Source organism: Hymenobacter sp. DG25B, from assembly GCF_000801315.1.
GTDB lineage: Bacteria > Bacteroidota > Bacteroidia > Cytophagales > Hymenobacteraceae > Hymenobacter.
In genome coordinates, this window is the sequence record NZ_CP010054.1 from 321965 (window position 1) to 343334 (window position 21370).

The 21370-nt window shown below is 58.7% G+C and carries 19 protein-coding genes; 6 read left to right on the plus strand and 13 right to left on the minus strand.

The genetic code is table 11. The annotated features are described in order from the left end of the window. Window positions 1–39 precede the first annotated feature (39 nt). Window positions 40–447 (plus strand): hypothetical protein, encoded by a 408-nt coding sequence (locus PK28_RS01415; RefSeq protein WP_156126192.1) that lies wholly within the window; start codon window positions 40–42, stop codon window positions 445–447. Between the two features lie 18 nt (window positions 448–465). Here PK28_RS01415 and PK28_RS01420 read toward each other — a convergent pair whose 3' ends face one another. The 8 genes from PK28_RS01420 to PK28_RS19485 form a co-directional block, all read right to left on the minus strand. Then, a complete protein-coding gene (locus PK28_RS01420) occupies window positions 466–1563 on the minus strand; it encodes a glycosyltransferase (RefSeq protein WP_048825422.1) in 1098 nt (365 codons plus the stop codon). Window positions 1564–1789: 226 nt separating this feature from the next. Beyond that, window positions 1790–3208 (minus strand): MFS transporter, encoded by a 1419-nt coding sequence (locus tag PK28_RS01425; protein ID WP_065814123.1) that lies wholly within the window; start codon window positions 3206–3208, stop codon window positions 1790–1792. A 68-nt stretch (window positions 3209–3276) separates the two neighbouring features. Beyond that, window positions 3277–5115, minus strand: coding sequence for an alpha-amylase family glycosyl hydrolase (locus PK28_RS01430; protein WP_052430508.1), 1839 nt, complete (start codon window positions 5113–5115; stop codon window positions 3277–3279). Window positions 5116–5205: 90 nt separating this feature from the next. Next, complete coding sequence (locus PK28_RS01435) at window positions 5206–5913, minus strand: SDR family oxidoreductase (RefSeq protein WP_044510654.1); 708 nt, start codon at window positions 5911–5913, stop codon at window positions 5206–5208. Between the two features lie 167 nt (window positions 5914–6080). Next, entirely contained in the window at window positions 6081–8357 is a 2277-nt protein-coding gene (locus PK28_RS01440) for a glycoside hydrolase family 65 protein (protein WP_044510656.1), read from the minus strand. Window positions 8358–8561: 204 nt separating this feature from the next. Continuing rightward, window positions 8562–9218, minus strand: coding sequence for a beta-phosphoglucomutase (gene pgmB, locus PK28_RS01445; protein WP_044510658.1), 657 nt, complete (start codon window positions 9216–9218; stop codon window positions 8562–8564). 87 nt (window positions 9219–9305) lie between these two features. Next, window positions 9306–11243, minus strand: coding sequence for a glycoside hydrolase family 13 protein (locus tag PK28_RS01450; RefSeq protein WP_052430509.1), 1938 nt, complete (start codon window positions 11241–11243; stop codon window positions 9306–9308). 190 nt (window positions 11244–11433) lie between these two features. Continuing rightward, on the minus strand, window positions 11434–12870 hold the full coding sequence (locus PK28_RS19485) for a hypothetical protein (protein WP_052430510.1): 1437 nt from the start codon (window positions 12868–12870) through the stop codon (window positions 11434–11436). 286 nt (window positions 12871–13156) lie between these two features. On the opposite strand from PK28_RS19485, the gene glgP reads away from it, so the two are divergent. The 3 genes from glgP (at window position 13157) to PK28_RS01470 (ending at window position 16396) form a co-directional block, all read left to right on the plus strand. After that, a complete protein-coding gene (gene glgP, locus PK28_RS01460) occupies window positions 13157–14806 on the plus strand; it encodes an alpha-glucan family phosphorylase (protein ID WP_044510661.1) in 1650 nt (549 codons plus the stop codon). Between the two features lie 335 nt (window positions 14807–15141). Continuing rightward, on the plus strand, window positions 15142–15837 hold the full coding sequence (gntA, locus tag PK28_RS01465) for a guanitoxin biosynthesis heme-dependent pre-guanitoxin N-hydroxylase GntA (protein WP_044516025.1): 696 nt from the start codon (window positions 15142–15144) through the stop codon (window positions 15835–15837). Next, the gene (locus tag PK28_RS01470) at window positions 15803–16396 is read left to right on the plus strand and encodes a DUF1989 domain-containing protein (RefSeq protein ID WP_044510663.1); all 594 of its coding nucleotides are present in this window, start codon (window positions 15803–15805) and stop codon (window positions 16394–16396) included. Before gntA ends, PK28_RS01470 begins: the two co-directional genes overlap by 35 nt. Before the next feature lie 24 nt (window positions 16397–16420). On the opposite strand, the gene PK28_RS01475 is transcribed toward PK28_RS01470, so the two are convergent. Then, window positions 16421–17119 (minus strand): arylesterase, encoded by a 699-nt coding sequence (locus tag PK28_RS01475; protein ID WP_071885031.1) that lies wholly within the window; start codon window positions 17117–17119, stop codon window positions 16421–16423. Window positions 17120–17307: 188 nt separating this feature from the next. Between PK28_RS01475 and PK28_RS01480 the strand changes: the two genes are divergently transcribed. Together PK28_RS01480 and PK28_RS01485 are read left to right on the plus strand one after the other, a co-directional pair. Next, on the plus strand, window positions 17308–17619 hold the full coding sequence (locus PK28_RS01480; protein WP_044510667.1) for a thioredoxin family protein: 312 nt from the start codon (window positions 17308–17310) through the stop codon (window positions 17617–17619). An 11-nt stretch (window positions 17620–17630) separates the two neighbouring features. Further along, a complete protein-coding gene (locus PK28_RS01485; protein WP_044510668.1) occupies window positions 17631–17873 on the plus strand; it encodes a DUF6952 family protein in 243 nt (80 codons plus the stop codon). A gap of 93 nt (window positions 17874–17966) precedes the next feature. Here PK28_RS01485 and PK28_RS01490 read toward each other — a convergent pair whose 3' ends face one another. From PK28_RS01490 to PK28_RS01505, 4 genes are all read right to left on the minus strand, one after another. Next, window positions 17967–18590 (minus strand): TetR/AcrR family transcriptional regulator, encoded by a 624-nt coding sequence (locus PK28_RS01490; RefSeq protein ID WP_044516028.1) that lies wholly within the window; start codon window positions 18588–18590, stop codon window positions 17967–17969. Between the two features lie 74 nt (window positions 18591–18664). After that, window positions 18665–19336 (minus strand): carotenoid biosynthesis protein, encoded by a 672-nt coding sequence (locus tag PK28_RS01495; RefSeq protein WP_044510669.1) that lies wholly within the window; start codon window positions 19334–19336, stop codon window positions 18665–18667. 31 nt (window positions 19337–19367) lie between these two features. Further along, window positions 19368–20864, minus strand: coding sequence for a 1-hydroxycarotenoid 3,4-desaturase CrtD (gene crtD, locus PK28_RS01500; RefSeq protein WP_044510670.1), 1497 nt, complete (start codon window positions 20862–20864; stop codon window positions 19368–19370). A gap of 26 nt (window positions 20865–20890) precedes the next feature. Continuing rightward, window positions 20891–21340: a hypothetical protein gene (locus tag PK28_RS01505; RefSeq protein ID WP_044510672.1), complete on the minus strand. Its 450-nt coding sequence runs from the start codon at window positions 21338–21340 to the stop codon at window positions 20891–20893. Between the last annotated feature and the right edge of the window lie 30 nt (window positions 21341–21370).

The following is a 21370-nucleotide window of genomic DNA, read 5'->3' on the forward strand; positions in this document are numbered from 1 at the left end:
CCTACTGCGGCATTTCCTTTCGAGTTTCTTCCCTTTCCTGTGCCTATTCCTACTGCCGAACACTCTTATTTGCGCCTGACCTACCGGCCCGATTTACGCATTCTGTTTATGCGCTGGACGCGGCTGGTTTCCTCGCAGGAGCACAGAACCGGGTATTTGCAGGGCCTGCAGTTTGCCCGGGAGCACCAGGCCGGCCACTGGCTGGTGGATTTGCGCACCCGGGGCCTGGCGGAGGCCGCCGACTTCAAGTGGATTTTGCAGGAATTCAGGCCGCAGATGCAGCAGGCCCTGCCGGGTATCTCTTTCCGCATTGCCTACCTGGTTACCCCCTATCATCAGGAAGTGATTACCAGCCGGCTGGTGGCTGAGGAAAAGATGTTTCGGAGCTTTATTGAGGAAAAAGACGCTTACCAGTGGTTGGGGACGCCCATGGCCGAGGCTTCCTAGCCGTTACAGCGGGCCCGGCTACACCTCTGCCCACCGGTACCGGCGCTCTTTCCACCAAATGCCCCCCGGCCACGCGGTATACGCCAGCACGGCCAGGGACATCAGCAGCAGGTAGCCATCATAGAGCAGCAACACGCCCATACTTTCCCGATGCCCGGCCTGGCGCAGGGTAATAGCCAGAAACAGAGTTTGTAACAACACTTTGCCCGCGTATAGCACGCTTATGGTGCCCAGAGGCAAAAGCGCCGGCCAGCCCAGTACAGCATAGAACACGCCGTAGGAGCTGAACAACACCACCAGCTGCCAGGGCAGCCGCCCGGCCCCTTTCATCCAGCGCTTGCGCTGCTGCAGCAGGTGCCGCAGGGTGGGCTGCGGCACGGAAACGCCCAGGACACCAGGCGCAATAATGTTCCGGAAGCCCCAGCCCTGCCCTACAATCAGCCCGAAAAGCTGCAGGTCTTCCGTAATGCTGAACGCCAGCGCTTCGTAGCCCCCAATAGACTCGTAGGCGGCGCGCGTGACGAGCATGTTGTTGCCCACGGCCGTAACGGGCAGGCCTAGGTCGGTGAGCAGGCGGATGAGGTTGAGGCCAAACAGCCAGTCCAGTCCCTGCAGGCGCCCAAACAGGTTGCCGCCGGCCGTGGTAATGCCTGTAACCACGCCTACCCCGGCCGGGGCGGCGGCCAGCATGGTCTGCACCCAGTTGGGCGCCAGGGCCATATCGGCATCAGTAATCAGGAAATAATTGGTGGTGGCGGCGCGGCACAAATGGGCCAGTACGTTGCTTTTGCCACGGGCCGTGCCCAGGCGCTGCCGGATAGGCAGCAACCGGAACCAAGGCTTATCAGCAATAAAGCGCCGCACAATTTCCCGGGTGTCATCGGTGGAGGCATCATCCCCAATCAGGATTTCAAGCTGCTCTGCAGGGTAGTGCAGCCGCGCCAGGGCCCGCAGGCAGCGCTCAATGGTGGCGGCTTCGTTGCGGGCGGCAATCAGAATGCTTACGCGGGGAGTAGCCGTGCAGCCAGCCAAGCGGGGCCGGGGCCATACAAGCAGCAGAAGCGCCAGCACATACAGGCCAAAGAACACGCTAAAAAAGACGGTAGCGAATAACATATACCCACCGGATTAGCACTTGAGCTGCGCAGCCTCAACAAGTAAGCCGCGGGTAGTCTGATAGAATAGCATACGTCGAATAAAGGAGCTACCGTTGCGGTGGAAAACGCTGATTTTTACCCCGATAGGCATCCGTATTAATGCGGAGCCCAAGTGAAAACAAGGACACAAAAAAGCCCTGACTGCTGGCAGCCAGGGCTTTTGTAAATGCATTATGCGCTTTGGGTTAGAGCTGCGGGTTGGTCTGGGCCGGCGCGTCGTAGGCAGGGCTTTCCGGCGCCAGGGCCGTTGGGTCGGCGGGCAGCCGGATGTCATCGGCATCGTGGACGCGCAGCGTGAACAGGCCGGCAATTATCATAGAGGCGCCTCCAAGTACCAGCGTCATCACTGACTCTCCGCCGAATACGTGCTTGGTGAAGAACCCCAATGTAACGCCTGCCACCATCTGCGGAATCACAATGAAGAAATTGAACACGCCCATGTAGTAGCCCATTTTGTTCCAGGGCAGAGCCCCAGCCAGCATGGCATACGGCACGCTCAGGATAGAAGCCCAGGCAATACCGACGCCCACCATAGATACCAGCAGCATTTTGGGGTCCTGAATGAAGTAAATTGAAATCAGACCCAATCCCCCGGCTATTAAGCAGAGCATATGCGCGACGCGGCGGCTGGTGCGACGGGCTATAATGGGAAGCAATAGTGCAAATACCGCCGATACACCATTGTACACCGAAAAGCATACCCCTACCCAGTCTGCCCCCTCATTATAGAGCTTAGAGGTAGTATCGGTGGTATGGTAGATGTGACTAGTAATGGCCGGCGTGGTGTAAATCCACATGGCAAATAGGGCTAGCCAAGAGAAGAACTGCACGATGGCCAGTTGGCGCATGGTTTGGGGCATGTTGAACACGCCCATGAAGGATTCGCGCACGCCATTCCAGAAACCGGCAGTCCGGCGCTTCTCCTCCTCAAAAGCATTCATGTCTTCTGGCGGATACTCCTTGGTGCGCAACACCGTCCAGAGTACTGCCAGAAAAAACACAATACCGCCGATATAAAAAGCGTATTTCACCGACAGCGGAATATGCCCCGCGGGAGCAGTATTCGAAATGTTAAACCAGTTGGTAAAAATCCAAGGTAGCGACGAAGCCACAATGGCGCCAATGCCGATAAAGAAAGTTTGGGCAGCAAAGCCCGTGGTGCGTTGCGAGGACGGCAACAAGTCGCCAACCAGCGCCCGGAAGGGCTCCATGGAAATATTGATGCTGGAATCCATAATCCAGAGCATACCCGCCGCCATCCACAAGGCTGTTACGTTCGGCATCACCAGCAGCGCCAGCGAGGCCAGAATAGCTCCAATCATAAAGTAAGGCCGCCGGCGCCCCCAGCGAGGACTCCAGGTACGGTCTGACATATAGCCGATGATGGGCTGCACCAACAAGCCAGTGGTAGGCGCAGCCAGCCATAGAATGGCTATATCATCCGTCTTGGCCCCCATCGTTTCAAAAATGCGGCTGACGTTGGCGTTTTGCAGGGCAAAGCCAAACTGGATGCCGAGGAAGCCGAAGCTCATGTTCCAGATTTGCCAGAAGCTCAGCCGGGGTTTTTCGCGGGTACTGCTCGCCGTTGCTACGGAAGTTGCCATTCGCTATAGGTAGGATTGAAGGGGAGAAATTAAGGGAGTAATTTACTGGCTTTCAGAATACCAACGCCTTAGTGGCGCTCCTGTATCTCAAAGATATAGGCGCTCTGGGGCGTGAGCGTCATGGTCAGGTTATCGGTGGCGGGCATGCCGTTCAGCAGGTCCTGGTAGGCGTACACGCGGTTGGGGTCGAGGCCCATGGCGGTGAAGGCCTGCGGGGGAATGCGCAGCGTGGGCCGCATGGTTTTGTCTTTGCTGAAGTTGGCCACAATGAGCAGCTTTTGCTTGTCGGTGTAGCGCAGGAAGGTGTACACCTGCCGCTGGTCGTAGTCTTTGCCCAAGTTGTTGGCGTCCTGCAGCTCGTAGAACTTACCGCGCCGAATGGCTTCGCTGCTGCCGGCCAGGTTCAGCAGGCGGCTGTAGAAGTCGCGCAGCTGCTTCTGGCCACCATCCAGCTTACCACCGTCAAACTTGCCGCCGTTCATCCACTGCTGGTGGTTAGGCACACCCCAGTAATCAAAGATGGAGGAGCGTCCATCGTTGCCCGAGAAGCCCTCGGCCCCGTTGGCGGGCTCGCCCACTTCCTGCCCGAAGTACAGCATCACGGGGCCCGAGCCCAGCGTGGCCGATACCACCATGGCCGGAATAGCAGCTTTAGGGTCGCCGGCAAAGTCCGGGGAGGCAATGCGCTGCTCGTCGTGGTTTTCCAGGAAGCGCAGCATGTGGGAGGAGAAGCCGCGGCTTTCTTCGCGCCACACCCGGGTAATGTCCTCGGTGTTGCCCTCGCCGCGCATCAGGCGGCGCAGGCCGTCGTAGAGGCCTACTTTGTCATAGAGGTAATCAAAGTGGCCCTGCTCGATGTACATTTTGTACGTCTTGGCGTCGTAGGCTTCGCCGATGAACACCAGCTCGGGCTTCACCTTTTTGAGCTCCGGAATAACCCAGGCCCAGAACTCCACGGGCACCATCTCGGCCATGTCGCAGCGGAAGCCGTCCACGTCCTTTTTGGCCCAGTACACCAGTATATCGCGCATTTTCAGCCAGGTATCCGGAATGGGCGCAAAGTGCTTGGCGCGGCCGTGCTGGTAGTCCACACCGTAGTTCAGCTTAATGGTTTCAAACCAGTCGTCTACCTTGGGCGTGGCCGAAAACACGTCGTTGCCGGTTACTTTGGCGGGGTTCTCGGCAAATTTGCCGTCTTCCTTCGGGCCTTTCTGCGCCCCCAACGGGTTATTGCCCGCGGGCACTACCAGGGGCTGCCCGGGCAGGTAATAGAAGTTGTTATTGACGGCAAAAGCCTTGGTCTTGTCGTCCTTCTCCCCCAGGTCTACCACACCCGCGGGCTTGGCATCCGACTTATAGGTGCGGGCTACGTGGTTGGGAATGAAGTCAATAATAACTTTCAGGCCGTTGGCGTGGGTGCGCTTCACCAGACCCTCAAACTCCAGCATGCGCGCTTTCACGTTCACGGCCAGGTCGGGGTCCACATCATAGTAGTCCTTAATGGCGTAGGGCGAGCCGGCGCGGCCTTTTACCACGTCGGCATCGTCCAGGGCAATACCGAACTTGGTATAGTCCGTCATGGTGGCGTGCTCAATCACGCCGGTGTACCATACGTGCGTGGCGCCCAGCTTCTTAATAGCCTGCAGCGCTACGCTGTTGATGTCGTTGAACTTACCCACGCCATTCTCCGTGATGGTGCCGTAGGGCTTGTTGGTAGCTACTTTGTTCCCGAAGAGGCGGGTCATCATCTGATAGATAACCAGCTTATTGTCCTGGGGTACCTCGTCGGTGGTATTGGGGTCAGATTGGTAAGAAGTCACAGCACGCGGCGCCGGGGCCGGGGAGAGTAGTTGAAAAGATGCCAGTGCGAACAAAGCACCGGCAGCAGGCAATAACAGCTTTTTCATAGTCAGGCGTAAGATAATCAGTTGCCCGTTGATAGTTGCCAGTTATCAGTTCGTTTAATAAAACCCTGGCAACTATCAACGGCAACTGATTTACCATTGCTGGGTAAGCGGGTGAATCATGAGCTCATCCACCACCACGTGGGCCGGGGCTTCCAGCACGTAGCGCACGGCCTGGGCAATATCCGAAGGGCGCAGGTGCGTGTGTTCTACCTCCGGGCTGCCGGGCTGGGCATTGTTGAAATGGGTATCGACCAGCCCTGGGAAAATGGTGCTGACTTTAATGCCGAACGGGCGCACCTCTTTGCGCAAAGAGCCCAACAGGGCATCCTGGGCGTATTTGCTGGAACCATACACCGAGCCGTGCTCAAAGGTGCGCCGCGCCACATCCGAGGTAACGCCCACAATATGCCCGCGCCCCTGCGCCTTAAAGTGCGGCACGGCGGCTTTGCAGAGCAGGAACGTGCCTTTCACATTCACATTGTAAATACGGTCCCACTCGGCGGCATCAAAGCTTTCGAGCAGGCCAAAGCTGCCCACGCCGGCGTTGCACACCAGAATATCCAGGCGGCCAAAGTGCTCCATGGCAATGTCCACGGCCTGCTGGGCGTCGGCCTCGTCCGTCACGTCCGCCGACAGGGGCAGAATCTGCTGGGAATGGGCCACGTCTTTCAGCTCGTTGGCGCCCCGGGCCAGAGCTACCACGCGGGCACCCTGCATGGCCAACAGCAGCGAAATGGCCCGCCCGATGCCGCGGCTGGCACCCGTTACAATAGCTACTTGGTCGGTGAGGTCGGTCATATGTTTAGCTGTTAGCGGATGGCGGTTGGCTGATGGCTATGTCGCTTAGTAAACATGGTAAGTCAATAGCTATCAGCTAATAGCCATCAGCCAATGATCAAAATGTACGCAAATCCTGCCTGGCAATCAACGCAACGGGGCGGCCCACCTGGGCCGCCCCGTGCTGATTAGCCTACCTGGCGGGCCTGGCCGTTCACATGCACCGTCAGCGGCTTGTCAGATTCAATATTGACGCCCTCGCGGCCCACGTGTACTTTCAGCACGGCCCCGCGGAAGCGGATCCGGAAGCTGAAGCCCGACCATTTGGCCGGCAGCATGGGCCGGAAGTGCAGCTCGCCGTTGCGCACACGCATGCCGCCAAAGCCCTGCACTACGGCCATCCAGGTGCCGGCCATGCTGGTGGTGTGGCAGCCGTCCTCGGTGTCGTTGTTGTAGTCGTCCAGGTCGAGGCGGGCGGTGCGCAGGTACATTTCGTAGGCCTTGTCCTGCATACCCAAACGGGCGGCCAGCACCGCGTGCACGCACGGCGAAAGGGACGACTCGTGCACGGTGCGCGGCTCGTAGAACTCGAAGTTGCGGCGGATGGTGTCTTCATCAAACCGCTCTTCCAGCAGGAACATGCCCTGCAGCACATCGGCCTGCTTGATAAAGCAGGAGCGCAGGATCCGGTCCCAAGACCATTTCTGGTTCAGGGGGCGGTCTACGGCGGGCAGGTCCTGTACCAGAATCTGCTCCTTGTCCATATAGCCTTCCTGCTGCAGCATAATACCGCGCTTCTCATCCCGGGGCAGGAACATATTGCCCATAATGTCGCGCCAGGCGGCAAAGTCGTGCTGCTCATCCAGCTTCAGCTCCATGGCCAGCGCGGCGTAGCGGCCGGGGTTTTCCTGCTGAATTTTCTCCAGTACGTGCAGCGTGTACTCCAGCGTCCAGAGGGCAATGGTGCTGGTGTACCAGTTGTTGTTGACGTTGTTTTCGTACTCGTTGGGGCCGGTTACGCCCAGCATCACATACTGGCCTTTCTCCTCGGAGAAGTTCACGCGCTGCGCCCAGAAGCGGGAAATGGCCACCAGCACATCCACGCCGTAGTCAGCCAGGTAGCTCTCGTCGCCGGTGTAGCGCACGTAGTCATAAATGGCGAAGGCAATGGCCCCGTTGCGGTGAATCTCCTCGAAGGTGATTTCCCACTCGTTGTGGCACTCTTCGCCGTTCATGGTCACCATGGGGTACAGCGCGGCGCCGCCCGTGAAGCCCAGCTTCTGGCCGTTTTCAATGGCTTTGCCTAGCTGCTTGTAGCGGTAGAGCAAGAGGTTACGGGCCACCTGCGGATCGGCCGTGGCCAGGTAGAAAGGCAGGCAGTAGGCCTCGGTGTCCCAGTAGGTGCTGCCGCCGTATTTCTCGCCGGTAAAGCCTTTGGGGCCGATGTTCAGGCGCGGGTCTTCGCCGGTGTAGGTCTGGTTGAGCTGGAAGATGTTGAAGCGGATAGCCTGCTGCGCGGCCGGGTCGCCTTCAATGATGATGTCACTCTCGGCCCACTTAGCGGCCCAGGCGGCGGCCTGCTCCTTCAGCATGGCGGCAAACCCTTTGATCCGGGCCTGCTGCACGGCGCGGCGGCACACATCCTGCAGCACGCCCCGCTCATGGTTTTCGGAGGAAATATTGGCGGCAAACTTGGTCAGCACAGTTTCCTCCCCGTCCAGCACATTCACCGTGAAGATGTGCGCCACGTACTTCTCGCTCTCAATGGGGTGCGTGTGGGGCTTCACCTCCACCCCGCCCTGCGTGAGCGTGAACACCATGCCGGTGCACACGTCAAACTCGGTTTTGCGGGTGCGGGCCGTTACGAAAGCGCCCTGCTCCTGCACCGAGCGGCTTACTTCTTCCCAGAACTTCTCGTCGTAGTTGGCGTCCTGGTTTTTTACGTCGAAGTCGATGAAGGGCGTGAGCGTGGCTTTGCCCGAAAATCCCACCGGCTTAATGGAGTACTGCACCACGCCTACCTCGTCGTCCACAATGCTGCAGAAACGCTTCGATTTAATTTTCACCCGCTTGCCGTTGCTGAGCAGCACCGTGCAGGTACGCTCCAGGTAGCCTTCCTGCATGTTCAGCACGCGGCGGAAGTCTTCCACGGTGGCTTTGGCCAGGTCCAGCTCTTCGCCGTCAATCTCCACGCCGATGCCAATCCAGTTGGCGGCGTTCAGCACTTTGGCGAAGTAGTCGGGGTAGCCGTTTTTCCACCAGCCCACGCGGGTTTTATCGGGGTAATACACGCCGGCCACGTAGTTGCCGGGCAGGGTTTCGCCGGAATACTGCTCCTCAAAGTTGGCGCGCTGACCCATGCGGCCGTTGCCCAGCGAGAAAATGCTTTCGGAAATCTTATTCAGGTGCGGATCGAAGCCTTCTTCAATAATCCGCCACTCATCTGTTTTCAGGTAATCTTTCATCTGTAAGGGAAGAGAAAGGGTAAGCGAAATTCAAGTGCCATTTAAGGCTATTTTCAGTTCCCCTCCTTTTTAAGGAGGGGTGGCCGGAGGCCGGGGTGGTTAATTGTTGAACGACAAGTTAGAACTAGCACTAGTAATCGTTCTGACGGTTGGTCAACCACCCCTAGCCCCTCCTCAGCTGAGGAGGGGAACTAGTTTTTAGTTTTAGCTTTTCAGCTCCTGCAGGCGGGCTACAGTCATTTCTTCGAAGCCGGGAATCACAAAATCAGCCTCGCTGAGAATGGTAGCGTCGCCCACGCCAATGCAGTGCATGCCGCCGTTGCGGGCGGCTTCCAGGCCGGCTACGGCGTCTTCAAACACCACGCATTCTTCGGGCGCAACGCCCAGCGCCTCGGCGCCTTTCAGGAACACTTCGGGGTCGGGCTTGGCGTTGGCTACGTCAGTACCGTCGATGATGGCATCGAACAGAGGGAGCAACTGCACGCGCTCCAGAATGAGGCGGGCATTTTTAGAGGCGGAACCCAGGGCCGTTTTCAGGCCGGCAGCGCGGCACTCTTCCAGGAAGCGGCGCACACCGGGCAGCAAGTCGGCCTCGGTCATACGGTGCACGTCTTCCAGGTACACTTCGTTTTTGCGGGTAGCCAGGGCCACCTGCTCGTCCTCGGGCATGGTTACGCCACCTATTTCGAGGATGATTTCCAAGGAACGCATGCGGCTTACGCCCTTCAGCCGCTCGTTATGGTGCTCGGTAAAATCTATGTTCAGCCCGTCTGCCAATGACTTCCAGGCCTGATAATGGAATTTAGCTGTGTCCACGATAACTCCGTCGAGGTCGAAGAGACAGGCTTTGATTGTTGCCATGTAGGTAGTTTTCAGTTGTCAGTTACCAGTTGCCGGTTGCCAGCTGCAGGATAATTTCCTGGCAACTGACAACTGGCAACCGGCAACTCATTTTTTAAGCTCCAGCACCAGCGTGGTCATGGCCGGCACTTTCAGGGATTTAAGGTCAGAAACGGCCGTGCCGCCGATGATGTCCTGCGCGCTGGTGTAGCCCTGCAGGCGCTCGGCAAAGCGGGCGGTGTCGATGGTCTTGTCTTCCTTGCCCGCGTTCATCACCACCATCACCGACTGGCCCTGGTCGTTGTAGCGGAAGTAGGTGTACACGCTACCCTCCGGCACAAAGTGCATGCGCTTGCCGGTTTGCAGGGCGGGGTGGGTTTTGCGGTAGTTAGCCAGCTTGCTCACGTGCTGGAACATGTCCTGCTCCTGGGGCGTGCGGCCGGCGGCCGTGAAGGCGTTGTGCTTGTCGCCGGCCCAGCCGCCGGGGAAGTCGGAGCGCACGAGGCCGTCGGGGTTGGAGAAGTTCTTCATCAGAATCTCGGTGCCGTAGTACAGCTGCGGAATGCCGCGCTCCGTGAGCAGCCACGTGAGGGCCATTTTCTGCTTTTTTACGTCCTCGCCCAACACCGAGAAAACGCGGCTCATGTCGTGGTTATCCAGGAAGATGACGTTGCGCGAGGCGTCCTCGTACATCCAGTCGCCTTGGGCGGTGTAGTAGATTTTGGCAATGCCCTCGGCCCAACCAGCTTCCTTCGTCAGAGCGTCTTCAATGGCATACTTCATCATGAAGTCCGTGACGCCGGGCAGGTTGCTTTTGAAGCCGTTTACCGCCGGGAAATTGTTGCGCGACCAGAAGGCCTGCTGCGCCACGCCCTCGGCGTTCTGCACCCAGGTTTCGCCAAACATGCCCAGTTGGGGGTACTCGTCCAGCACGGCCTTGCCCCACTGCATCAGGAACTGCGGGTTGGAGTAGGGGTAAGTATCAATGCGGTAGCCATCCAGGCCGGTGTATTCTACCCACCAGATAAAGTTCTGAATGAGGTAGTTGGCCACCAGCGGGTTTTCCTGCGCCGGGTCGGGCATGGTGGTATCAAACCACGTGGTGTTGAACATCTTACGGTCCAGCTCTGAGCCGTACGGGTCGTTCACGGTGCCGTCGCGGTAGTTGCCGCGCGTGAAGGTGGGCCACTGGTGGAACCAGTCTTTGGCCGGCTGATCCAGGAACAGGTAGTTGTAGCTGCCCATGTGGTTGAGCACCACGTCGTGAATCACTTTCAGGCCCTGCTGGTGGGCGTGCTGTACAAACTGCACGTACTCCTCATTAGTACCGTAGCGGGGGTCCACGGCGTAATAATCGGTGAGGGCGTAGCCGTGGTAGCTGGCCCGGGGCATGTCGTTTTCTACTACCGGCGTGGGCCAGATGGCCGTTACGCCCAGCTCCTTCAGGTAGTCGAAGTGGTTTTCGATGCCCTGCAAATCACCGCCGTGGCGGGCATACATGGAGTCGCGGGCAATGCGCTGCACCTTCATGCCTTTCACGATGTCGTTCTTCGGGTTGCCGTTGGCAAACCGGTCGGGCATCAGCATGTAGATAAAGTCGGCGCTGGTCACGCCCTGTACCTTGGACTTGTCGCCGGGGGTGGTGCGGGCGCGCAGCTCGTACTCGTATTTGGTCTTTTTGGCGCCTTCGAACTCCAGCTTCAGCTTGCCGGGCTTCGCTTCGGGACTGATAGTCAGGTTCACCAAGAGGTAATTCGGGCTCTCCAGCTTCTGAAAGCCCTCCAGCGTAACGCCGGGGTAGTTGCTGAGCTCCACTTTGCTGCCCGCAATGCCGGGGCCGTGCACCAGCAGCTGCAGTTTAGGGTTTTTCATACCCACCCACCAGAAAGTGGGGTCGATGCGGGTGATGGCGGCAGTCTTTTTAACCGGAGCGGCCGTTGCTTCTGCCACGATTACACTGGCAGGCGTAGCGGCCGGCGCAGGGGCAGCGTGCAGAGCGGTGAAACCCAGGCCAAGGGCTAAGGGCAGGAAGCGGGAAAGTCGCATAAGGGAAGGGCGTAATTCAACGGGCGAGGTGCAAGTTATCCTCTCCGGCGGCGCTATCCAAAATCAGCCCTGCATTTCCCGTAGCCTCAAAAACAGCGAAATTTCGCTCCAAAGCCCGAAAACGGCCTAAATAAAACGCCCGTGGCTCCTCAGGAACCACGGGCGTTTGCCTATGCTAAATCCAATTCGCTTACTGCACCTTGGCCAGCCAGAGCGAGGCGTTCAGGTGCAGGCGGGCGTGGCTTACGTTTTCGTTCCAGCCATCGTACACCGTGTTGCCGGGCGAGCCGGTACCATCATCAGCTGGCGAGGAGTCGCCGATAATCACCACGCGGCCCGTGCCGAAGGTGCTGCTGGCCGCCATTACGCTACTGTTGCCCTTAGCCACGCCCAGACGCCAGATCAGGCCCTGCACGGTGCTGTTGGCGGTGGGGTTCAGAGTCATGGTAGCGCCGTTGTGGAACGAGAGCTGCGACACCAGGCCCTGCGAGCCGTTCATGATGGGGTTGGTGGAGCTTACCAGCGCGTTGTTGCTGTCCTCCACCACGTTGTCGGAGTTTACTGAGAAGCCGAAGGGGTTGGCCTGCACCGAGTTGTTGGTCATCAGGTCGTTCCAGATCTGGGGGGAGTCCCAGCCGTCGTTGTTCCGGTCGGAGATGATGTGGTCGGAAATCATGAACAGACCGCCGCCGTTTTGCACGTAGCGCAGAATGGCGGTTTTCTCGGCGGAGGTGAATACCACGTTGGGCTCATCTACCACAAACACGGCGTAGTTGCTCAGGTCCTGCGAGTTGGTAGCATCACCGTAGGTAATGCGGCCGCCGGCAGGCAGCTGATAAACCGTGTGGCCCTGCTTGGCCAGGGCTACGCCCCAGGCCGAGATGGCGCCGGTCCAGTAGGTTTCGGAAGTGGTGGCAGTGATGCCGGACTGGGCGGGCGTAGGAACCGATACGGCCAGGCCGCCGTCCACATCCAGTACCCAGTCGGCGTTGCCGGCCAGCTCGCCGTGCGAGCCATCGAACAGGAATTTCTTGCCCGTGCCGGTAGGCGGCGGGGTGGTGCCACCATACTGCTGAACGGTGATGTTATCGAAGTTGATGCGGTTGGTGCCGCCCGAGGTCTTGCGGATCTGCAGGCGTACGTTACCGCTCAGATTTACCGTGAAGGAAGCCGTTTGCAGCGAGGTGCTGCTGGTGGTGATGGTGCTGCCCACTTTGGCGTAGGTGCTGCCGCTGTTGGTGGAGGCCCACAGCTCCCAGCTGGAGCTGCCATCGGTGCCGTACACGGCGTGCTGCACGGTTACTGCACCGGCACCGGCCGTAGTGTTGAAGTTCATGGTGAGCTTGCCCACGTTGCGCACCCTGGCTGATTGCGCGCCGGTTTTGTGGTCGGCGGTGGTGTTGCCGAGCAGGGCATCGTCCAGGGTCCAGGAGCCGGAGCCCAGGGTAACCGAGCCCAAGGAGTAAGCCGTTTTGGTGCCGGTTTCGAAGCCCTCGGGGAAGCCGGTGGCGCTAACGGCCTGCGTGGCGGTGGTGGCGGCCGGCGCCTGTGGCATGGGGTCCTGAACCGAGGTGCAGGCTACCGCCAGGCCCAGGAAGGCCGTGGTGAGAATACGGTTAATGTGCATGTAAGAAAGGAGTTGGGGTGGTAAAAAAAGAGGTAGAGACGGCAAAGCTACCGGCTTACCCATTAACTGAGAGTAATACAAGGTTACCGTTTTGTTACTATATTTTATCAACAGACTTCCATCGAAACTTTTCTCCCAAAACAGATGCATCCCGGGCCGGGCCGGCTACGTAGGCGGGCGGCTACCTCACCAGCACTCAGCAAAAACCCGCCGCTTTGCGGTTTTCTGCCGCTTATTTCTCACCTTCAAGACTGCTTATCGCGCCCTTTTCTACCCGCTTCTTTTTATGGCTTTTACCTTCCGTTCTTACGCTGCCGCGCCAGAATTTTACACGTCGGCCGCTTACTTCTCCATGGAGTTTGCCCTTGATCAGGCCCTGAAAACCTACTCCGGCGGGCTGGGCTTCCTGGCCGGCTCTCACATGCGCTCTGCTTATGAGCTCCGGCAGAACCTGGTCGGCATCGGCATCCTGTGGACCTATGGCTACTATGACCAGACGCGCAACGAAGACCAGACCATGCGCGTGGACTACCGCCATAAGGCCTACTCTTTCCTCGAAGACACCGGCCTGATCTTCCCCATCATCATTCATGGCGCGCAGGTGCAGGTAAAGGCCCTGTACCTGGCCCCCGAGGTTTTCGGCACGGCCCCCATGTTTTTCCTGACCACCGACATTCCGGAAAACGACTACATCTCGCGCACCATTTCCCACCACCTCTACGACGCTGATACGGCCGCCCGCGTAGCGCAAAGCATATTGCTGGGTACCGGCGGCGGCACCCTGCTGGATTTGCTGGGCCATCAGGTAGATGTGTATCACCTGAACGAGGGCCACGGGCTGCCATTGGCGTTTTACCTGTATGAGAAGCACGGCCGCCAGCTGGCGGAAGTGCAGAAGCGTTTGGTTTTCACGACCCACACCCCGGAACTGGCCGGCAACGAGGAGCACCCCATGAAGCTGCTGGAAGACATGACGTTTTTCGGCAACGTGCCGGCCGAGGAAGTGCGCCGGATAGCCGGTGTAGAAAACAATGTCCTCAGCTACACGCTGGCCGCGCTGCGCATGGCGCGCCGGGCCAACGGCGTATCCAAAGTGCATGGCAAGGTGGCCAACCAGATGTGGGGCTCCTACCAGGGTATCTGCCCCATTATCTCCATTACCAACGCCCAGAACGGCACCTACTGGCGCGACCCGGCCCTGCACCACGCCCTGACCGGCCACCACGACAAAGCGTTGAAGGCCCGTAAGCGGGAAATGAAAAAGGCACTGTTCGACATCGTGGCCGACCAGACCGGCAACCTCTTCGACCCCGACGTGCTGACCATTGTGTGGGCCCGCCGCTTTGCCGGCTACAAGCGCGCCGACCTGATTCTGCGCCACTTTGAGCGGTTTCAGCGCCTGCTGCAGGACACCAAACGGCCTATTCAGATGATTTGGGCGGGCAAGCCCTACCCCAAGGACTACGGCGCAATTGCCACCTTCAACGGCATCATCCAGAAAACCAAAGCCTATAAGAACTGTGCTGTGCTTACGGGCTACGAGCTGGGCCTTTCAGCAGCGCTGAAGAAGGGTTCCGATATCTGGCTGAACACGCCGCGCTTCCCGCGCGAAGCCTCCGGCACCAGCGGCATGACGGCCGCCATGAACGGCAGCCTGAGCCTGAGCATTGCCGATGGCTGGATTCCGGAGTTCGTGCGCGAGGGTGAAAACGGCTTTCTGATTCCCTTGGCCAACATTAATGAGCCGGAGCACGTGAAGGACGACGTGGAGGCTACCGGCGTGCTGGACGTGCTGGAGCAGGAAATCCTGCCATTGTATTATGATAAGCCCGAGCAGTTTCTGGAGCTCATAAAAAACGCTATGCACGAGGTAGAGCCGGCGTTCGACTCCGGCCGCATGGCGCGGGAATACTACGAGAAAATGTACACGGTGTAACTGCCCCGGCACCTTTTCCTGCTTGCCTTACCGCCCAGCCTAGCAGCTGGGCGGCTTTTTTTGTGGCATTTTCAAGTCCGCTTAGCGGCGCACGGCGTATGTGGTTATTCGCGGGTTGAGCTGGTGGAGTGGGGCACCTAAGTAGCTGAAAGCAGCGGCGTTGGTGATATAGCCGGGAAAATAACGAGGTATGGGCCGGAGGGGCGCTACCAGAAAGTCAGAAGTGCCGGCCCTGCGTCAGCGGCTACTCTGCCTCAACCCCGTCCGGAGTTTGCCCGTATCGGAATTCAGGAATATGCTTATTCCTCTCCCGATTTCGAACAAAATTGCTGGATATGACTGAAGAAGAATCAAATATAGCAACAAGAGAATATTTTGAATTTATACAAAACCGAGAATTCCCTTGCGTTGCTGCTAAAACTGCCCTTACCTGGAATCAGATAAAATGCCTGGTAGTAGACCACTTGGCCTGCCCCAAAGACGATGCCGCCATTCTGGAGTTTATCTATGATTTTGTAGATACCTACCGCACCGCCGATAAGCTCTACCACAGCGCCGCCATCATCTTTAAAGGCCCCGAAAACCCTACGGAAGCCCAGTTCGAAGAGTTTTTCTGGCAGCGCCTGCAGGCGGTATCTAACCTGGATTCCCAGCGCTACGGCTACGACCCGCGCGTGGTAGCCGACCCCAACTCCCCGGATTTCAGCTACAGCCTGAAAGAGGAAGCCTTTTTTGTGATTGGGCTGCACCCCGGCAGCAGCCGGCCGGCCCGGCAGTTTAAGTGCCCCACCTTGGTGTTTAATGCCCACGACCAGTTTGAGCGCATCCGGGAGGCGGGCCGGTATGATAACCTGCGCCAGACCATTCGCACGCGCGACGTGGTGTACTCTGGCTCCATCAACCCCATGCTCGAAGACTACGGGCAATCCTCGGAAGTGTATCAATACAGCGGAAAGGCCTATGATCAGGCCTGGAAGTGTCCTTTTTTAAGCCAACATGTCCTCCCAACTAACCATCATTCCGCCGCGTAGCGGCACTTCCTTTCTGCTCAAAAAAGGCCAGCGCCTGAAAGTGGTGGATATCGAAGGCGAACAGGTATCGGACTTTGTCTGCTACAACCTGGCCGACAAAGCCGAGTACCTTTCCTCGGGCCGCACCATTGACTATGCCGAAACCATTCTGCTGACCAAGGGCCACCCGTTCTACTCCAACCGCAGCAATGTGATGTTTGATCTGGTGGAAGATACCGTGGGCCGCCACGACTTCCTGCTCACGCCCTGCAGCGCCGATACATTCCGCATTATCTATGGCCACACCCACCCGCACCGGGGCTGCTTTGGCAACCTGTGCGCCGCGCTGGAGGAACACGGCATCCGTCCCGATGCTATTCCCATCAGCTTCAACATCTTCATGCACGTAACCGTGGATGGCGACACTGGCCGTGTGGCCGTGCTGCCGCCCAAAAGCAAAGCCGGCGACTACGTGGTGCTGGAAGCCCGCATGGATCTGCTGGTGGGCCTCACAGCGTGCTCCGCGGAAATGTCGAACAACTACGCCTTCAAGCCCATTGGCTACCAGATAGAAGGTTGAGCCCGGGCCCGCTCCGGCCTTGGGCTACTCTGTAGCGGTAAGCACGGGCTCCAGCACGGCCCATACGTTGCGGGCCAGAATTTTCTGGCCCTCGGCGTTGGGGTGCACCCCATCGGGCAGGTTTAGCTCCCGCCGGCCCATCACGTCCTGCAGCAGAAACGGCACAAAGGCCACGCTGTTTTTTTCCGCCAGCGTGCGGAACAGGGCTTTGAACTCCTGGGCGTAGTGCACAAACCGGTGGCCGCCCAGCGGGCCCAGATCAAAGGGAAACTCCAGGCCCACCAGCACGATGCGGGCCTGGGGGTATTTCAGGCGCACCTGGTCGATGATTTCCTGCAGGTTCTGGGTGGTTTCGCGCACGGGAATGCCGCGCAGGCCGTCGTTGGCGCCCAGCTCCAGCACAAACACGTCTACCGGCTGGCGCGTGAGCACGCTGGCTACGCGGTGCTTGCCCCCGGCGCTGGTTTCCCCGCTCACGCCGTAGTTAAAGGCTTTGTAGGGCAGCTGCAGGGAGTCGAGGCGCAGTTGCAGCAGGGCCGGAAACGATTCGCTGGCGCGCAGCATGTAGCCGGCCGTGAGGCTATTACCGAAGAAGATGATGTTTTGCATACGAACAGGAGGAGCTGCCGGCTGCCCGGCCAGGGGCTGCGCCGGCGTGGGCGAAGAGCACGCTCCCACCAGGCATAGCAAGGCCGGCAGCAGGCAGCTGCCCACGCTACGCATGCACCGCAGGAAAAGGAACGTGACCATATTCTCCCTCCCAACGGCCGGCCGGGCTCTGGGGTTTGCCCGGCGCAAAACAAGCCGCCCACGAAACCTTTTGCCCAGTTCTGACTTTAAGCAGGCAACCAGATAAGAATAGTTCTTATCTGGGATGCGTACCTTTGTAAGACCAACCTTGTTTTTCCGTTATGTCTGTTACGAAAGCAACTGATACCGAATTCCGTCAGCTTCTTGATTCCAATGAGAAAGTAGTAGTGAAATACTACGCCGACTGGTGCGGCAACTGCCGCCTGTTCTCGCCCAAGTTCAAGCGTTTGGCCGAGGCCAACGAGGGCATTGCGTTTCTGGATGTAAACGCCGAAACCAGCCCCGAGGCCCGTAAGCTGGCTAACGTAACCACGCTGCCCTTCTTTGCTATTTTCCGCAATGGCGAGCTGGTAGATACCGTTTCGGCCAGTAAGGAAGAAGCCGTAGCCGCGCTTATTGGTCAACTAAACTAAAGCACCGCCCTATGAAAATTCCTGCTATTAAACAGCTGGTAGAAACCCAGACGCTGGATGCCCTGGTGGCTGCCGAAGAAGCCCTGCTGGAAGAGCAGCAGCCCGCTTTTGAAGTGCCCGGCGAAGACGAAGGCGAAAAGCTGACCCACGTGTTTGCTGCCATCTTTATCCTGAACCACATGCGCGACAGCGGCAGCGAGTTCAAGGACGCCCTGCGCGAATACACCAAGAAAGTGCGCGTTTCCATTAGCTAAACGGCTGTCTTTTCATACTACTGCCCCGGCAAGCACCTGCTATAAGCGGTACTTGCCGGGGCAGTTTAGTTTAGGGCGTTTTGCTGAAAGGCGCTACAGGCGGGCAAAGTGGGAAGCCGCCAGCTGCATGCCTTCCTCGGTGCAGATACCCCGTATGTAGTAGAGATAAATGCTGCGGAACACCTCGGCCAGGTTGTAGCGGCTGGGCGGAAAAATATCGGTGTTCAGAATCAGGTTGATCTGCTCCAGAATGATTTTGGTGACCAGCTCAATATTGATGTCGCCGCGGAACTGCTTGCGCAGGATGCCGTCGTTGAGCAGGCCGTGAATCTGCGGGTAGGAGTACGTCACCAGGTGGTCCATCATCAGGTTCCAGGCGGCGGGGTGCTCCCGCTGAATGTCGGCGTAGTTGGTGCTGGGCGTTTGCTGTAATTCCTGGATGCCGTCCTGCAACAGCAGCAGGATACGCTCCACCGGGTTATCGGTTTTGGCGAACAGGGCAGCGTGCTCCCGCTGCTGGCGCTCCATGTCGTGCACCACCACCTGCGTTACCAGGTCGTCCTTATCCTCGAACATGCCGTGAAAAGTAGCCGGCGACACGTTCAGCTTCTGAATGATCTGCTCCAGGGACAAGGGACCGATGCCTTCGCGCAGAAAAAGCACGCGCACTTCCTCCAGCAAGGTGTGGTGCAGCGTAGTAGTGGGAGTAGAATTCATGGCGTGGAGGAAACCGGCAATAGAGGTGGTGGGCGCAAGATGCCCCACTCAATAAAAGCTTAATGTATTACTGCTTAACGCAGCATACCCAGCCCAAAGAAAAACAGCAGTTGCACCAGGTACACGAAAGGTACCAACTGATTGCTTTTCACGAAATGGCTGCGGTTAAAAAACACCTGCAGAATGAAAGATAGGGCAAACCAGGCTTTAAAGTTCTGCAAGGGAATAACATCGGCCATCCAGTGCCAGAAATCATAGCGCACGGCCACGGGCTCAATGCACACATCCATGCCCACCATGAGCAGAGCGCCCACTACGGCCCGCAGAATATTAGGCAGGGGCAGGTAGCGCGCCAACACCCCGGACATATAGGTAAGCATCAGCCAGTTCAGGCCAATAATCAGGGGCACGCCCCAGAGCTGGAAGCCCAGCACAGGCCCGTACTCGTAGTTGCCGAAGATAACCTGGCTACGCACGCCCAGTACCTCTACCCCAAAGCCCACCACCATCACTACCAGGCAAAACCAGTAGAACTCCCGGTTGCGGTTGGGTTGAAAAGCCAGCAGCAGGGCCGCCGTCAGCAGCAGATTCAGGGGAACAAAGCGCAGGTAGAAGCTGGGGTCCTGAGAAAACGCCAGTCCCAGAAACCCGGTTGCGTGAAATAACAGCACAATACCCTGAGCCACGCGCAGGCGCTGGCGGCTGGGCGCCGGCAGAACGGGCGGAGCCGCGGGCGGATGTAACATAGAGTCAGTAATCGGCATGAGAAACAATAGGTCAGGCAGGAACCAGGTCGGCTACAATAGCGGCCGAAAGCAGGCACAAAGGAATGCCCCCGCCCGGGTGCACGCTGCCCCCGCAAAAATACAAGCCATCCAGTTTACGGGAAAAATTCGGGTGTCGCAGAAAAGCGGCCAACATATTATTGGAGGAGCTGCCGTATAACGCGCCCCCGAACGAAGAGGTTTGGCGCGCAATGCCCGGCGGATCCCACACTTGCTCGGCCCGGATAAGCGGCGCCACATCCTGGCCCAGGGCCTGCTGCAGGCGGCGCAGTACGGCGGCGCGGGTGTGGGTAATGAGGGCCGGCCAGTCCTGGCCCTGGTCGTGGGGCACGTTCACCATCACAAACCAGTTTTCGTGGCCGGCGGGGGCATCTGTGGGGGTCTTTTTGGAGGTGATGTTCACGTACACCGTCACGTCGTCGGCCACGGTCTGCCCCTGGAAGATGGCCTCAAACTCGCGGCGGTAGTCCCCGGAAAAGAAAATATTGTGCACGCCCATTTCCGGAAACTCCGCCCCGATGCCCCAGTAGAAGATAAGGGCGGAAGAAGAGCGAGGCTGGGCCAGGGTGCGCTCAGGAGCGGGCAGCTTAGGCAGCAGGTGGCGGTAGGTGGGCACCACATCCATATTGCTGACCACCACGCCAAAGTCGTACACGTCCTGGGCCGTGCGCAGGCCGGTTACGTGGCCGCCGGCCGTGAGAATTTCTTCCACGGGCTCGTTGTAGCGGAATTCCACGCCCAGCTCCTGGGCCAGCTTCACCAGACTTTCGGCAATGCTGTAAATACCGCCTTCGGGGTAAAATGCGCCAATGCCGTGCTCCAGGTGCGGAATCAGGCTGAGGGTGGCGGGGGCCTGGTAGGGGTCGGAGCCGTTGTAGGTGGCAAACCGGTCGAAGAGCTGTACCAGGCGCGCATCCGGGAAAGAGGCCGCGTGGCGCTGGTGCATGGTGCTGGCCAGGCCCAGCGTGGGCAGCACCGCCAGGGCTTTCACTACCTCCGGGCTGGTATAGGTGCTGAGCTTATGCAGCGACTTGCGCAAAAACGTATCGGCGGTACCTTCGTAGGCGCGGGCGTTGCGGCGCAGGAATTCCAGCACCCCGGCGGCGGGCACACCCAGCTTTTCTTCTACTTCGGCCGCAAATTCAGCCTCATCGGCCCAGGCCGTCAGGCGGGTGTTATCGGCAAAGAAATATTGCGTGATGGGGTCCAGCCGCTCGTAGCGGAAATAGTCCTTGGGGTCGCGCCCGGCCAGCTGAAACAGCTCGTCTACCAGCTGGGGAAGCGTGAACAGCGAAGGGCCGCCATCGAAACGGTAGCCGCCGGGCAGCTCTAGCTGGTGCATTTTTCCGCCAAACGTGCTCTGAGCTTCAAACACCGTGACCTTATGCCCCCGGGCCGCCAGCCGCACAGCCGCCGCAATGCCCCCAATACCCGCCCCAATGACGGCAACAGCAGGTTTGCGGGGAGCAGCGGTTTTCTTGCGAGGCACAGGAAATGAATAAGGGTGGGACGCAGCTATAACTCTAAAACCTGCTTAATGTCTTCGGTTCCCAGGTTAAAAGACACCGGCGCGGGGCGATGAGCCGGGCCATCTGCCCCCGTAATCACCAGTCCCTCAAATACCTGCAGATGTAAAACGCTAAACCCCCGGCGAAATACTATCAGTTGATGCAGCTGCGTATCCAACACCACCAGCCGCTGCGTGGGGCTCGAAAAAAGAGCCTGCTGCCACATAGGCAACGCTACTCTGCGCCCCACCACGTCCCATACGGGTGGGCCGCCATAACTCCCCGGCAGCTTCACCTGCCGCCCCGTGGGCGTAACCCAGAGGCAGGATCCGTGTAAGGGTCCACCCTGGTTCATCTCTTTCAGAGTGCCATACTCCAGTCGCTGGGATGTATCCCCCGAAAAGAGCTGCTGCTCCACGTTGGAGAAGTTCCAGGGGTCTGGCAGGGTGTTTACCATACAAATGAATCGTTTAAACGCTGATGCCCC